The organism is Pseudonocardia sp. ICBG162, from assembly GCF_020496225.1.
Classification (GTDB): Bacteria; Actinomycetota; Actinomycetes; order Mycobacteriales; family Pseudonocardiaceae; genus Pseudonocardia; species Pseudonocardia alni.
Genome location: NZ_JAHLJD010000013.1, coordinates 2147073 through 2161049 on the forward strand (window position 1 = coordinate 2147073; position 13977 = coordinate 2161049).

The 13977-nt window shown below is 76.1% G+C and carries 14 protein-coding genes; 1 reads left to right on the plus strand and 13 read right to left on the minus strand.

Going from position 1 to position 13977, the window contains the following annotated elements; all coding sequences use genetic code 11:
* Position 1 precedes the first annotated feature (1 nt).
* The 3 genes from frr to rpsB form a co-directional block, all read right to left on the minus strand.
* A complete protein-coding gene (frr, locus tag KPL60_RS13110; RefSeq protein WP_020622047.1) occupies positions 2–559 on the minus strand; it encodes a ribosome recycling factor in 558 nt (185 codons plus the stop codon).
* A gap of 101 nt (positions 560–660) precedes the next feature.
* The gene (tsf, locus tag KPL60_RS13115) at positions 661–1476 is read right to left on the minus strand and encodes a translation elongation factor Ts (RefSeq protein WP_226355759.1); all 816 of its coding nucleotides are present in this window, start codon (positions 1474–1476) and stop codon (positions 661–663) included.
* A 93-nt stretch (positions 1477–1569) separates the two neighbouring features.
* Entirely contained in the window at positions 1570–2433 is an 864-nt protein-coding gene (rpsB, locus tag KPL60_RS13120; protein ID WP_062401033.1) for a 30S ribosomal protein S2, read from the minus strand.
* A 374-nt stretch (positions 2434–2807) separates the two neighbouring features.
* Between rpsB and KPL60_RS13125 the strand changes: the two genes are divergently transcribed.
* Positions 2808–3683 carry a M23 family metallopeptidase gene (locus tag KPL60_RS13125; protein WP_226365972.1) on the plus strand — a complete coding sequence of 292 codons (876 nt, stop codon included), beginning with the start codon at positions 2808–2810 and terminating at the stop codon, positions 3681–3683.
* Here the strand turns inward: KPL60_RS13125 and KPL60_RS13130 are convergent.
* From KPL60_RS13130 to trmD, 10 genes are all read right to left on the minus strand, one after another.
* Complete coding sequence (locus KPL60_RS13130; protein WP_226365973.1) at positions 3640–4683, minus strand: FliA/WhiG family RNA polymerase sigma factor; 1044 nt, start codon at positions 4681–4683, stop codon at positions 3640–3642. The genes KPL60_RS13125 and KPL60_RS13130 overlap by 44 nt on opposite strands.
* Positions 4658–5731, minus strand: a complete 1074-nt coding sequence (locus KPL60_RS13135; RefSeq protein WP_226365974.1) for a tyrosine-type recombinase/integrase — start codon at positions 5729–5731, stop codon at positions 4658–4660. The genes KPL60_RS13130 and KPL60_RS13135 overlap by 26 nt, the downstream gene beginning before the upstream one ends.
* 31 nt (positions 5732–5762) lie before the next feature.
* Positions 5763–6944 (minus strand): DNA-processing protein DprA, encoded by a 1182-nt coding sequence (locus KPL60_RS13140; protein ID WP_226365975.1) that lies wholly within the window; start codon positions 6942–6944, stop codon positions 5763–5765.
* Entirely contained in the window at positions 6941–8455 is a 1515-nt protein-coding gene (locus KPL60_RS13145) for a YifB family Mg chelatase-like AAA ATPase (RefSeq protein ID WP_226365976.1), read from the minus strand. The genes KPL60_RS13140 and KPL60_RS13145 overlap by 4 nt, the downstream gene beginning before the upstream one ends.
* The gene (locus KPL60_RS13150) at positions 8455–8817 is read right to left on the minus strand and encodes a YraN family protein (RefSeq protein ID WP_062401027.1); all 363 of its coding nucleotides are present in this window, start codon (positions 8815–8817) and stop codon (positions 8455–8457) included. The genes KPL60_RS13145 and KPL60_RS13150 overlap by 1 nt, the downstream gene beginning before the upstream one ends.
* 134 nt (positions 8818–8951) lie before the next feature.
* Positions 8952–9275 (minus strand): DUF2469 domain-containing protein, encoded by a 324-nt coding sequence (locus KPL60_RS13155; RefSeq protein WP_020627284.1) that lies wholly within the window; start codon positions 9273–9275, stop codon positions 8952–8954.
* Positions 9272–10042 (minus strand): ribonuclease HII, encoded by a 771-nt coding sequence (locus KPL60_RS13160; protein ID WP_226366078.1) that lies wholly within the window; start codon positions 10040–10042, stop codon positions 9272–9274. Before KPL60_RS13160 ends, KPL60_RS13155 begins: the two co-directional genes overlap by 4 nt.
* Positions 10043–10134: 92 nt before the next feature.
* Positions 10135–12396: a signal peptidase I gene (gene lepB, locus KPL60_RS34650; RefSeq protein ID WP_226365977.1), complete on the minus strand. Its 2262-nt coding sequence runs from the start codon at positions 12394–12396 to the stop codon at positions 10135–10137.
* A 42-nt stretch (positions 12397–12438) separates the two neighbouring features.
* Complete coding sequence (gene rplS / locus KPL60_RS13170) at positions 12439–12795, minus strand: 50S ribosomal protein L19 (protein WP_226355751.1); 357 nt, start codon at positions 12793–12795, stop codon at positions 12439–12441.
* A gap of 398 nt (positions 12796–13193) precedes the next feature.
* On the minus strand, positions 13194–13970 hold the full coding sequence (trmD, locus tag KPL60_RS13175) for a tRNA (guanosine(37)-N1)-methyltransferase TrmD (protein WP_226355750.1): 777 nt from the start codon (positions 13968–13970) through the stop codon (positions 13194–13196).
* Positions 13971–13977: the final 7 nt, after the last annotated feature.

The following is a 13977-nucleotide window of genomic DNA, read 5'->3' on the forward strand; positions in this document are numbered from 1 at the left end:
CTCAGACCTCGAGGAGCTCGGATTCCTTGTTCTTGACCAGCTCGTCGATCTGCGCGACGTAGCGGTCCGTGACGCCCTGCAGCTCCTTCTCGGCGCGGGCGACCTCGTCCTCGCCGGCCTCACCGTCACGCTGGATGCGGTGCAGCTCGTCCATCGCCTTGCGGCGCAGGCCCCGGAGCACGACGCGCGCGTCCTCGCCCTTGCCGCGGGCGACCTTGACCATGTCCCGGCGCCGCTCCTCGGAGAGCTGCGGGATGATCACGCGGATGATCTGCCCGTCGTTCGACGGGTTGACCCCGAGGTCCGAGTCGGCGATCGCCTTCTCGAGCTGCTTGAGCTGGCTGGCGTCGTAGGGCTTGATGACCGCCATCCGCGCCTCGGGGATCGACACCGAGGCGAGCTGGTTCAGCGGGGTCCACGCGCCGTAGTAGTCCACGACGATCCGGGAGAACATGTTCGGAGTGGCCCGGCCGGTACGCACCGACGCCAGATCGTCACGGGCGACCGTGACGGCCTTCTCCATCTTCTCCTCGACGTCGAAGAGGGTTTCCTCGATCACGGTTGCATCCCCCGGCCTGGTCGTACTCGCTGGCGGTCACGATCCTCTCACCCTCCGCCCGGGCGGTGCGCGGAGCACCACCCGGGCGGGGATGGGAAGGATCAGTTCTGGCCGACCTCGAAGCGCACGAAGTCGTTGATGGTCAGACCCGCCTCGTCGGCGACGGCCTTGACCGACTTCTTCGGGTCGACGACGGAGGCCTGCTCCAGGAGCACGACGTCCTTGTAGTAGCCGTTGACCCGGCCCTCGACGATGCGGGGCAGGACCTGCTCGGGCTTGCCCTCCTCGCGGGCGGTCGCCTCCGCGATCTTCTTCTCGTTCTCGACGATCTCGGCGGGGACCTGCTCACGGGTCAGGTACTCCGGCCGGGCCGCCGCGACCTGCATCGCGAGACCGCGGGCGGCCTCGGCGTCGTCGCCCTCGTAGGCGAGCAGGACGCCGATCTGCGGGGGCAGGTCGGTGGCGCGCTTGTGCAGGTAGACGGCCGCCTGGCCGGCGACCTGCGCGTAGCGCTTCAGCTCGAACTTCTCGCCGATGCGGGCCGACAGCTCCTGCACGGCCTCGCCGACGGTGGTGCCCTCGAGCTTGGCCTCACGGAGGGCCTCGAGGTCGGCCGGCTTCTGCTCGACGGCGGCGGCGAGGATCTTCTCGGCCAGCGCGATGAAGTCGTCGGACTTGGCGACGAAGTCGGTCTCGCAGTCCAGCTCGACCAGGGTGCCGCCCTCGGCGACGACCAGGCCGTTGGCGGTGGCGCGCTCGGCGCGCTTGCCGACGTCCTTCGCGCCCTTGATGCGGAGGAGCTCGACGGCCTTGTCGAAGTCGCCCTCGGACTCCTCGAGCGCCTTCTTGCAGTCCATCATCCCGGAGCCGGTGAGCTCACGGAGCCGCTTGACGTCGGCGGCGGTGTAGTTCGCCATCGGGTGTCTCTCGTCCTCTGGGTCGTGACGGGAATGGATCACCGGGTCGCGCCCGGCGGGCCCGCGGTGTGCGGGCCCGCCGGACGCGCGCACTCAGTTCTGGGTGCCGTTGCTGGTGGAGGCGGGGGCGGCCGCGGCCGCCGCACCGTCGCCACCGGCGGCGGAGAGGCTGGCACCGTCGGAGCCGACCTCGTTGCCCGCCAGGACGTCCTGCTCCCACTCGGCGAGCGGCTGCTCGGCGGCGGCCTCGCCACCCTCGCCCCGGCGCTGGCCACGGGAGACCAGACCGTCGGCGGCGGCCTTGGCGATGACCTTGGTCAGCAGCGCGGCCGAGCGGATCGCGTCGTCGTTGCCCGGGATCGGGAAGTCGACCTCGTCCGGGTCGCAGTTCGTGTCCAGGATGGAGACGACCGGGATCTTGAGCTTCCGGGCCTCGCCGACGGCGATGTGCTCCTTCTTGGTGTCCACGATCCAGACGGCGGACGGGACCTTGGACATGTCGCGAATACCGCCGAGGGTCTTCTCGAGCTTGTCCTTCTCACGAGTCAGCGTGAGGATCTCGCGCTTCGAGCGGCCCTCGAAGCCACCGTTCTGCTCCATCGCCTCGAGCTCCTTGAGGCGCTGCAGGCGACGGTGGACGGTCTGGAAGTTGGTGAGCATGCCGCCCAGCCAGCGCTGGTTGACGTACGGCATGTTGACCCGGGCCGCCTCCTCGGCGATGACCTCCTGGGCCTGCTTCTTGGTGCCGACGAACATGATCGTCCCGCCGTGCGCGACGGTCTCGCGCACGAACTCGTAGGCGCGGTCGATGTACGACAGCGTCTGCTGGAGGTCGATGATGTAGATGCCGTTGCGCTCGGTGAGGATGTAGCGCTTCATCTTCGGGTTCCAGCGACGGGTCTGGTGCCCGAAGTGCACGCCGCTGTCGAGCAGCTGCTTCATGGTGACGACGGCCATGGCCTGCGATCACCTCTCGGTCGGGCGCGGCGGATGCCGCGCAGGCGGTTCGTGGGCCCACCGGTCGGTGGACCACCCTGGCGCCCGCGGCGGAGCCGGACCCGCTCCCCCTGGTCACACGTGAGCGTGACGTCGGGATCGCAGGACCGCCCGGCCTCCGCTCCCGACGCCGTACCCTGGGGGAACGGCGCGACGGGCGAGCGGGCGCGCGAAGTCACCACGACGGACGTGGTGCGTGGTCCAGTGTACGCCGGGGCCTCCGGGCCGATCGCGGCGGAGCCCGGTTCCGGCGGCGGCTGTCCACAACCGGCCGGTACGTCCACAGGACGACGGTCCACCCCGGCGACGAGCGGTCGTCGTCGCAGGCTGGACGGGTGCCTCTCCCCTCGTCGTCCGCTCCTCCGCCCCGGGGGCCCCGTCACCTGTCCCGCCCGGGATGGCGGGCCGGGCTGCGGGCGGGCGCGGTGCTGCTCGCCGTGGTGGTGACCGGAGTGGCGCTCGTGCCGCCGGGGGCGGCGGTCGCCGCACCGGTGGTCCCCGCACCGGTGGTCCCCGCACCGGTGGTCGCGGCACCGGCGGTCGCGGCACCGGCGGTCGCGGCGCGGGAGATCGCCGTCCCGACTCCGGAGCCACCTCCCGGGGCCGACGGCCTCCCGCCTCCGCCCGATGGCGGGCCCGCTCCGGGCGGGCCACCGGACGCAGCGGGCCCGGCGCCCGCGCCGCCGCGGCCGCCCGGAGCGGGGATCCCGGCCCCCGGAGCGGACTACGCGTGGCCGCTGCTCCCGCCCCCGGCGGTCACCGCGGTGTTCCGCAGGCCCGCGTTCCGCTACGGCCGCGGGCACCGCGGCGCCGACCTCGCCGGCTCCCCCGGGCAGGCGGTGCTCGTCGCACGGGAGGGGGTGGTGGTGTTCGCCGGGCGTATCGCCGGGCGCGGCGTCGTCTCCGTCGACCACCCCGACGGGCTGCGGAGCACCTACGAGCCGGTGACCGCCGTCGTCGTCGCCGGGGCGCGGCTCGCCGGGGGCGACCCGGTGGGGACGCTGGAACCCGGGCACACCGGGTGCCCGGTCGCGGCCTGCCTGCACTGGGGCGTGCGCCGGGAGCGGCTCGACCACCTGGACCCGCTGGTCCTGCTGCGGCCTCCCCGGGTGCGGCTGCTGCCCTGGGAGGGGGCGCCGGAGCCCGCGGAGGGCGCTCCGGACAGGGTCAGCCCGCCAGCGCCGGCTCCATCGTCGCCCGCAGCCGGGTGATCATCCGGGCGTGCAGCTGGCAGACCCGGGACTCGGTGACCCCGAGGACCCCGCCGATCTCGGCCAGCGTCCGGTTCTCGACGTAGTAGAGGCGCAGGACCAGCCGGTCCCGCTCCCCCAGCAGCCCGATCGCGGCACGCAGCTCCGCCCCGGTCTCCCTCCGGACCGCCGCGGTCACCGGGTCCACCGAGTCGTCGGCCGGGAGCGTCGACAGCGGCGAGCCCGCCGGGCCGCCCGCGCCGAGGTCCTCGGCGCTGACCAGGTACATCGGCCGCCGGGCCTGACGGAGGTCGCGCACCCCGACACCCAGCTCCGCGGCGAGCTCGCCGTCGGTCGCGGGGCGCCCGGCGCGGAATTGCACCGCCTCACGGGCCCGTTCGACCTCGCGGCTGCGCGCCCGCACGGTGCGGGGCACCCAGTCCTGGGCACGCAGCTCGTCGAGCATGGCGCCCCGGACCCGCTGGGCCGCGTAGGCCTCGAAGCGGATCCCGCGTGCGGGGTCGAACCGGTCGACGGCCTCCATCAGGCCGAACGTCCCGGACTGCAGCAGGTCGGCGAGCTCGATCGACGACGGCAGCCGCACCGCCAGCTTCGTCCCCACACCGCGCACGAGCGGGGCGTGGTGCTCGACCAGGCGTCGTCGCGCGGCGGGGGCGCGGGTGGCGAGGAACTCGCGCCACAGCGGCACGACCACCGCCTCGACGGTCTCGTTCAGGTGACCCGGGGCGCCGTCGGGCGTGTCGCGGGGCGCCCGGCCCGTCGCCGGGACGAGCGCGATGCACGCCGGGGCCGCTCCCGCCGGCGGTCGTCCGGTGGTGGCGTCGAGGGGGCCGCGGCGGGGGTGCCCGGGTGGGTCGGGGACCGGTCCGAGGACGGCCGCGCGGGGCGTGTCGGCCCCCGCGGCCCTCCGGTCGAGGGCCGTGGCCAGGGCGGTGGGGAACGCGTCGGGACGGCGGGACGTCGTGGGGGACGCCTCAGGCCCGAGGGTGCGCCTGGTCATGAACCACCTTCAACCGGTCGACGGTCACATGCGTGTAGAGCTGTGTCGTCGACAGCGTAGCGTGACCGAGTAACTCCTGTACGTAACGAAGGTCGGCTCCGCCCTCGAGCAGATGGGTCGCCGCGGCGTGCCGCAGACCGTGCGGTCCGACGTCGGGGACGCCCGGTACCGCCCGGATCGCGCGGTGCACGACGGTCCGTGCGACGCGCGGGTCCAGCCGCCCGCCCCGCACGCCCAGCAGCAGCGCCGGCGGCGACGACGGGGTCGCCAGCGCCGGTCGGCCGTGGTCGAGCCAGCGGCGCAGGGCGCGTGCGGCGGGGACCCCGAACACGACGGTCCGTTCCCGGTCGCCCTTGCCCCGGACCCGCAGCGTACGGGCGGACTCGTCGACCGCCCCGACGTCCAGCCCGCACAGCTCCGCGACCCGGATCCCGGTCGCGTAGAGCAGTTCGAGGACCAGCAGGTCGCGCAGCGCCTCCGGGGCGTCCTCCGCCGCACCGGAGGTCACGGCGGCCAGCACCGCCGCGGTCTCCGCCGCGCCGGGCACCTCTGGCAGGACGGTGCCCGCGCGCGGCGACCCGAGGCGGGCGGCCGGGTCGTGGTCGAGCCGCCCGGTGCGCACCGCCCAGGCGCAGAACGTGCGTGCCGCGGCGGTGCGCCGGGCGACGGTGGCCCGCCCGGCGCCGGCGGCGTGCGTCGCGCCGAGCCGCCGGCGCAGGTGGTCCAGGTCGAGAGCTCCGAGGCCGGGGAGCCCGCGGAGCAGGTCGGTGAGGTCCGAGCGGTAGCCGCGGACCGTGTGCGGCGAGCGGTTCCGCTCGTGGCGCAGGTGCCCGGTGAACTCCTCGAGCGCGGTGGCGACGTCCGGCGCGAGCCCGTCACCCGCGGCGGACCCGCCACCCCCTGTGGACCCGTCGCCCACTGCGGACCCGTCGGCCGCGGCACGGGCGCCCGCCGGACCCACGGCCGGTCCGTCGACCGCGCCGGGGACCGGCTCGGTGGCCGCGGGACCGGACGACCCCGCGGGACCGGAGGACTCTGTGCGCGCCATGCCCGGACGGTCCGCCGCCGCGGGGCCCCGGTCAAGGACCCGCCCGGCGTGCCGGACGCTGCCACAGCCCCTGGTGGTACTCGGCGAGCCCACGGTCCTCCAGCTCGGTCAGCGCCGCGCGCAGCTCGTCGGGGCCGACGCCCGCGGCCTCCCCGATCCGTCCCGGCGGCCACGCGGCACGGGCGGGCAGCGCGTCGTGGACCGCCAGCACCCGCGGGTCGAGCCCGTCGGTCGGGCGGGACTCCCCCTGCGGCGGCAGGGCGAGGTCCACACCCAGCCGGCCGACGACCTCCAGGACGTCCTCGGGCCGCCCGACGAGGCCCGCCTGGTGGGTGCGGACCAGCTCGTGGCAGCCGACCGACATCCCCGAGGTCACCGGGCCCGGCACCGCCATCAGCGGGCGCCCGAGCGCGGTCGCGTCGGCGGCGGTGCGCTTCGTCCCGCTGCGTGCGCCGGCCTCGACGACGAGGGTCCCGACACCGAGTGCGGCCAGCAGCCGGTTGCGGACGAGGAACCGCAGCCGCCCGGGGATCGTGCCGGGTGGGTACTCGGTGAGCACCAGACCGGTCGCGGCGATCCGTTCCAGGAGACCGGTGTGCGCGGCCGGGTAGACGCGGTCCGGGCCGCAGGCCAGCACCGCGACCGTCGCGCCGTCGACGGCGAGCGCCCCGCGGTGCGCGGCGGCGTCGATCCCGAACGCGGCGCCGGAGAGGACCGCGACGCCGCGCCGGGCCAGCGTCGCGGAGAAGTCCGCGGCCACGTTCAGCCCGTACGGGGTCGCGGCACGCGACCCGACGACGGTGACCGACCGGTCGGCGAGCGTCGCGATCTCCCCCGGCCCGCGCGCCCACAGCGCGATCGGGGGCGCGAGGTCGGCCCGCGGGGCCTCGGCGAACGACCGGAACGGCCACGACGGCCAGCCCGGGTCCTCCGGCACGAGCAGCCGGGCCCCGGCGGCCGCGGCCGCCTCCAGGTCGGCCCCGGAGCGGTCGGTGCCCCGCCGGGCCGCCGCGGCGCGCAGCAGCTCGTCGGGGACGGCGCCGCGACGCAGCCGGTCGGCCGCCTCGACCGGCCCGTACCGGTCGACCAGGGCGACGAGATGCCGGTTCGGCGGTTCGACGCAGCGCAGCAGGTAGGCGCGGGCGCGCAGGACCTCCTCGGGCACCGCGCCGGCGTCGGTACCCGGGCGGACGGCCGGGACCGGGGCGCTCACGCGGCACCCCGCTCACGGAAGTACAGCGCCGCGTCGACCAGGCCGCGGTCGGGCCGTTCGGCCCCGGCGAGGTCGCTGAGCGTCCACGCGACCCGCAGCGCGCGGTCCGCGCCGCGGGCGCTGAGATCCCCGGCCCGCAGCCGGGCCTCCAGCGGTGCGATCACCCGGGCGGGCAGCGGGAAGCGGGTGCGCAGGGCGGGGCCGGGCACCTCGGCGTTGCACCGCCACCCGTGCTCCGACCAGCGTGCGACGGCGGCGGCGCGGGCGTCGAGCACCCGGCGGCGGACGGTCGCGGTGTCCTCGCCCCGCTGCTCGGTCACCCGCAGCGCGGTCACCGGCTCCATCGCCACCCGCAGGTCGACCCGGTCGAGCAGCGGGCCGGACAGCCGGGACATGTAGCGGCGGCGGACATCGGGGCGGCAGGTGCAGTCGCGGTCGATCGGTGGTGCGCACGGGCACGGGTTCGCCGCGAGGACGAGCTGGAACCGGGCCGGGTAGCGCACGGTGCCGTCGGCGCGGGACAGCCGGACCTCGCCCTCCTCCAGCGGGGTGCGCAGCCCGTCGAGGACCGAGGCGGGCCAGTGCGGGCACTCGTCGAGGAAGAGCACCCCGCGGTGGGCCAGCGACACCGCACCGGGGCGGGCGACGCCGCTGCCCCCGCCGAGCAGCGCCGCGGCCGACGCCGAGTGGTGCGGCGCCACGAACGGCGCACACGTGCTGAGCGCCCCGGTGTCGCCGAGCCTGCCGGCCACCGAACGGATCGCGGCGAGCTGCAGCGCCTCGGCGCGGTCGAGCTCGGGCAGCAGCCCCACCACGCGCTGGGCCAGCATCGTCTTGCCGGTGCCGGGTGGGCCGACCATCAGCAGGTGGTGCCCGCCGGCGGCGGCGATCTCCAGGGCGCGCCGGGCGTCGTGCTGGCCGAGCACGTCGGCCAGCTCGGGCGCCGCGACGGCCGGGGCATCCTCCTGCCCGCCGTCGTGCCGGTGCAGCAGCCGGTTGCCCGCCGCCCAGTCCAGGACGTCGCCGAGGCTGTCGGCACCGAACGCCTCGATCCCGTCGACCAGCGCGGCCTCGGCGAGCGCGGCACGGGGCACGACGGCGCGGACCATCCCGGCGTCGCGCGCGGCGAGCAGACAGGGCAGCACGCCGAGCACCGGGCGCAGCCTGCCGTCGAGGGCGAGCTCGCCGAGCAGCGCGGTGCCGCGCAGCCGGTCGGGCGGCACCGCGTCCGCGGCGACGAGGACGCCGAGGGCCAGGGCGAGATCGAACCGGCTACCGGTCTTGCGCAGGGTCGCCGGGGAGAGGGCGAGCACGATCCGCTCGTTGGGCCAGGTGCGGCCGGAGTGCACGATCGCGGACCGGACCCGGTCCTTGGACTCGTTGAGGGCGGCGTCGGGCAGGCCCACGAGGTGCACGCCGGGCATCCCGCCGCCGATGACCGCCTCGATCTCGACGGGGACGCCGTCGACGCCGTGCAGCGCCACCGACCAGATCCGTGCCGGGGGCCGCATCAGAACGCCGCCGGGTAGTGGGTGAGCGTGACCGGCCGGCCGGGCCGGATCAGGACCGCCACGACGTCGAACCTGATCTCGACCCAGCTCACCCGGTGGGCGGCCATGAACGCCTTCGCCAGCAGCCGGATCCGGCGTGTCTTGCGGCGGGTCACCGCCTCGGCGGGCTCGCCGTAGCGGAGCCCGGAACGGGTCTTGACCTCGCAGAACACCAGCCGTTGCTGCGGGTCGACCGCGACGATGTCGATCTCGCCGTGCGTGCACCGCCAGTTGCGGCTGAGCACGACCATGCCGTGTGCCCGCTCGAGGTACTCGGCGGCGGTGTCCTCACCGCGGCGGCCGAGCTCGTCCTTCGCTGCCATGGGTCCACGATCGGGCCGGGTGGGCCCGTCGCGGGGGTGGATCGGCCGGCTGTGGACGGATCCGCCGGTTGGGGATGGGCACCGCCGGCCGCGCCGCCGGAGCGGCGGAACCGTCGGTGAGGTCTGCTACGCGCTCAGCCCGGGAACTGGTCGTCGTCGGGGAGCCGCAGGTCAGGGGTGTCGAGCTCCTCGATGTTGACGTCCTTGAACGTCACCACCCGCACGTTCTTGACGAACCGCGCCGGGCGGTACATGTCCCACACCCACGCATCGGACATGCGGACCTCGAAGTAGACCTCGCCGTCGGCGTTGCGCGGGGCGACGTCGACGGAGTTGGCCAGGTAGAACCGACGCTCCGTCTCCACGACGTAGGAGAACTGGGCGACGATGTCGCGGTACTCCTTGTAGAGCGTGAGCTCCATCTCGGTCTCGTACTTCTCGAGATCCTCGGCGCTCACCGGCCCGCTCCTCCTGTGACGATCTCCAACGGCTCCCACGCCCCGACCGTGTCCTCCGGGTCTCCGGGGTCGGGTTCCTGCTCGGGGAGCGCCCCATTGTGGACCAGCCCCGCCGGGACCTCGCGCCCGGCCACCGCGGCGACGTTCGCGAAGGAGAACCGGTGCTCCGGACAGGGCCCGTGGGCGCGCAGCGCGGCCTCGTGGTCCGGGGTGCTGTAACCCTTGTGCACGGCGAAGCCGTAGCGGTCGTGCTCGGCGTCGAGCGCGGTCATGATGCGGTCCCGGGTGACCTTGGCCAGCACCGACGCCGCCGCGATGCAGGCCGCCACCCGGTCCCCCTTCGGCACCGCGAGGGCGGGGCGGCCGAAGCCGCGGACCGGGAAGCCGTCGGTCAGGACGTAGCCGGGCCGGACCGCGCTCAGCGCGGCCACCGCGCGGCGCATGCCCTCGATGTTGGCCACGTGCACCCCGCGGCGGTCGACCTCGGCCGCCGGGATCACGACGACGGCGTGGTCCAGCGCCCGGGCGCGGATACGGTCGTACCAGTGGTCGCGGGCGGCCGGGGTCAGCAGCTTGGAGTCGGTCAGCCCGTCGAGGGCCTTCGCGTCCGCGGGCCGCAGTACCGCCGCGGCGACGACCAGCGGCCCGGCACTCGCCCCGCGACCGGCCTCGTCGACGCCGGCGACCGGGCCGAGCCCGTGGCGCTGCAGGACCGTCTGCAGGGTCCAGGTGCCGCCGTCGCGGACGACGGCGCGCGGCGGACGCAGCCCGTCGGGCAGGACCCGTACGGGGCGTCGGCGGGCACGCGGCCGTCCGGTGGGACGGGCGCGGCTGGGCGGAACCGGCACGGTGCTCCCGGTCAGGCTCTCCGGCGCCACCCGTGCGGGGGGCGCGTCGCGGGCAGGAACCGCTCGGCCTCGGCACGGGCGAGCAGGGTGCGTCGCCGACCGGCCGCGAGCGGCAGGGTCCCCATGATGCCCAGCGCCAGCGGCAGCCCGCCGGGCAGCCCCGGGAGCCCGGCCGCCTCGGCCGTGGTCTGCGGGTCGACCGCGCTGACCCAGCCGAACCGGTCGAAGGGCAGCACGATCAGCCGGACCTTGCCGATGATGTTGGCCTCGGGGATGGGGCCGTGCCCGGCCGCCCGGGAGTCCGCGGAGTTGTTCCGCGAGTCGCCCATCATCCAGTACTGGCCCTCGGGGACCGTGATCGGACCGAACGGGATCTGCCGGGCCGGACCCGCTTCGGGCAGGTAGTAGATGTAGGGCTCCTCCAGCGGCTGCCCGTCGACGACGACCTGGTTGAGCGCGTCGCAGCAGGAGACGGTCTGGCCGCCGACGGCGATCACCCGCTTGACGAAGTCCTTCTCGTCGGGCGGGGCGATGCCGACCAGCGAGCCGAGCGACTGCAGGCCCTTGAGCAGCGGGTTCTCGGTGCCCTCGCCGCTGTAGGTCTCGCTGGCCCAGCCGTCGGTGCCGCGGAACACGACGATGTCGCCCGGGGTGATGTCGGTGAAGTTGTAGGTGACCTTGTCGACGAGCACGCGGTCGTTGTTGCAGCCGGTGCAGCCGTGCAGCGTCGTCTCCATCGAGCCCGACGGGATGACGTAGACCTTCGCGAGGAAGGTCTGGATGAGGACCGTCAGCAGGATGGCGACCCCGGCCAGGAGCAGGATCTCCTTCCAGAACGCCGTCTTGGGCTTCTCCTCGCCCGCCGCGGCCGCGGCCGAGCCGCGCCCGGTCAGGGCGGCGATCCGGCCGCCGATGCCGACGGGACCGCTGCGGCGCGCGGCGCGGCCACCGGTGGCGCGCTCCGGCTCGTCCGTCGCGTCCTGCGGGTCGGCGGGGGTGTCGTCGGGGTCCTCGGCCGGTTCCGCCGGGGCGGCGGCCGGGCGACGGCGGCGCGGGGGCCGTGCCGGCGCGTCGGCGCCGGGGTACGGGACGGCGGCGGTCCCGGGGTCGGCGTCGACGTCGTCGCCGACCGGGGCGGCGGCCGCGCGGGCGCGCCGCGGGTCGGCCTCCGGAGGCACCCGGCGGCGCGTGGTCGCGGCGGCGTCGGGGTCCGGCGGGACCGGGCGACGGGTGGTCGGGGCGCTGTCGGCGTCCGGTGGGACGGGACGGCGGGTCGTCGGGGCGGCACCGTCGACGGGCGGGCCGACGGGCCGTCGACCGGGGACACCACCGTCGGGGCGGGGCTCCGGGCGGGCGCCGTCGGAGTACTCGGCGGACGGGCCGCGGACGGGCGGACGGCCGGGGGCGCGACCGCGCGGGTCGGGGCGGCCGTAGCCGTCGGGCGCGTACCCGTCGGGCCCGTAGCCCTCGGGTGCACGACCGTCCGGCGGGTAGCCGTCGACGCCGTGGCCGCGGGGGGCGTGGCCGTCGGGGCCGCCGGGCACGGGGCCGGAGGGGCCGAAGCCGGGGGCGGCGGGGGGCCGGCCGTTGCGCCGGGGCGCGTCGGGGCCGCGGAAGGGCGGTGCGGCGGACGGGTCGAACCCGGCGGCCCGGCGACCGGGCCTGCCGTCGGGGGCGGGCTGGTCGGGGCCCGGGCGGACGCCGTGACGACCGGTGCCCTCGGGGCGCCCGGCCGGCGGCGCCGGATGGCGGGGGTCCGGGGCCTGCTCCGGGCGGCTGCCGGGCGGCGGCCACGGCCTGCCGTTCGGTGCGGCGCCGGGCTCGGAGCCGTCGGGCCGGTTCAGCCGGGCCGCGTAGCGGGCCCGCAGCGTGTCCGGGCCCTCGGTGGCCGGGGCGGGCCGCTCCTCGGGGAGCGGGCCGCCCGCGTCGACGCCGTGCCGCCCGGAACGTCCGGCGGCGAGCTCGTCGAAACCGTTGCGGTAGCGACGCCCTCGGGGACGGGCCTCGTCGGCGCCGTCCTCCGGGCCCGCGTGCCGGGTACGGACCCCGCGCGGTGCGCCCTCGGGCTCACCGTCCACGGAGCCGTCCCGGGCCGGCACCCCGTGCTGCAGCGCGGTCCCGAGCAGCCACTGCTGCTCGTCACCGCCCGGTTCACCACCGGCGGGCGGCGGGTCCTCGGGGGCCCGCCGCCGACCGGGGCGCTCGGGAACATCGCTGCCGCGATACCGCCGGGGGCGGGCCCGGCGGTCGTCGGGGAGCTCGGGGAAGGCCACGCGTCGAGATTACGTCACCGGTCCGTCACGACAGGGTGACGGTCAGGACGCGGTGGTCTCCCGACGCTCCTTGATCTTCGCGGCCTTGCCGCGGAGGTCGCGGAGGTAGTACAGCTTCGCCCGGCGGACGTCACCGCGGGTGGCGACCTCGATCTTCTCGATGTTCGGCGTGTGCACCGGGAAGGTGCGCTCGACGCCGACGCCGAACGAGATCTTGCGGACGGTGAAGGTCTCGCGGGCACCCGAGCCGTGGCGGCGGATGACGACGCCCTGGAAGATCTGGGTACGGGTGCGGCTGCCCTCGATGACCTTCACGTGCACCTTGAGGGTGTCCCCGGGGCGGAAGTTCGGGATGTCGGAGCGCAGGGTCTCCGCGTCCAGTGCGTCCAGGGTGTTCATGTCGACGGTCCGTCCTCGTGTGTCGTTCGTGCGGGTCGTGCGGTGCCGGTCCCGGGTCGATCCGGGATCGCGCCCGGGCCACGGGGCGGTCGTGCCGTACGGCGACGACGCTCCTCACGTGGCGGGCTCGGTACGGCCGGCACCACCGGCGGGACCGGGGGCACACGTGACCGTCACCGGGCGCCACACGCGGCGCTGGCAACCCGTCCATAGTGCCAGACGGGCAGATCGCTCCGGACACCCGGTGGTGCGAGGCCCTCCGGAGCGGCTCCGCGGGCCCGGTCGTACCGGACGGACCGGGCACCGCCGGTCGCCGGTGGGGGCCCGCCGGGCGACCGCGGAACGGTCCCCCGCGCGGGCCCCGGAGCCGGGTCGGGGACGCCCACCGGCGGGAACGCTCAGGCGGTGGGGGCGTCGGCGTCGTCGTCGGGGCGCCCGGCGGCGAGCACGGCGCGGTCGGCGGCGTCCAGGGCGTCCGGTCCGAGCGCATCGAGCAGGTCGGGGCGCCGGTCCCGGGTCCGTTCCAGGGCCCGGTCGCGCCGCCAGCGGGCGATCGCGGCGTGGTTGCCGCCGCGCAGTACGTCCGGCACGGCCAGCTCCCGCCACACCTCCGGACGGGTGTAGGACGGGCCCTCGAGCAGCCCGTCGGAAAAGGAGTCCTCGGCGGCCGAGCGCGGGTTGCCCAGCACCCCGGGCAGCAGCCGGGCGACGGCCTCGACCATCACGAGCACGGCGACCTCCCCGCCGACGAGCACGTAGTCGCCGATCGACACCTCGTCGACGGTGATGCCGCGGGCCCGGGCGTCGAGCAGCACGCGCTCGTCGATGCCCTCGTAGCGGCCGCAGGCGAACACCAGCCGCTCCTCGGCCGCCCAGGCGTGCGCGGTGGCCTGGGTGAACGGACGTCCGGCCGGGGTCGGGACGACCAGCCGGGCGGGCAGGTCGGGCGTGGCCAGCACGTCGTCGAGGGCCTCGCCCCACACCTGGGGGCGCATGACCATGCCCGGCCCGCCGCCGTACGGGGAGTCGTCGACGGCCTGGTGCACGTCGTGGGTCCAGTCCCGCAGGTCGTGCACCGCGACGTCGAGCAACCCGCGGTCGATCGCCCGCCCCAGCAGTGCCTCGCGCAACGGCTGCAGGTAGGACGGGAAGATGGTGACGACGTCGATCCGCACGGCGCGG

What these genes read in the sequence shown, in the direction of transcription:
- tsf (WP_226355759.1), bottom strand. Translation starts at nt 1,476, where the DNA reads ATGGCGAACTACACCGCCGCCGACGTCAAGCGGCTCCGTGAGCTCACC.
- rpsB (WP_062401033.1), bottom strand. Translation starts at nt 2,433, where the DNA reads ATGGCCGTCGTCACCATGAAGCAGCTGCTCGACAGCGGCGTGCACTTC.
- KPL60_RS13130 (WP_226365973.1), bottom strand. Translation starts at nt 4,683, where the DNA reads ATGACCAGGCGCACCCTCGGGCCTGAGGCGTCCCCCACGACGTCCCGC.
- KPL60_RS13135 (WP_226365974.1), bottom strand. Translation starts at nt 5,731, where the DNA reads ATGGCGCGCACAGAGTCCTCCGGTCCCGCGGGGTCGTCCGGTCCCGCG.
- KPL60_RS13145 (WP_226365976.1), bottom strand. Translation starts at nt 8,455, where the DNA reads ATGCGGCCCCCGGCACGGATCTGGTCGGTGGCGCTGCACGGCGTCGAC.
- KPL60_RS13150 (WP_062401027.1), bottom strand. Translation starts at nt 8,817, where the DNA reads ATGGCAGCGAAGGACGAGCTCGGCCGCCGCGGTGAGGACACCGCCGCC.
- rplS (WP_226355751.1), bottom strand. Translation starts at nt 12,795, where the DNA reads ATGAACACCCTGGACGCACTGGACGCGGAGACCCTGCGCTCCGACATC.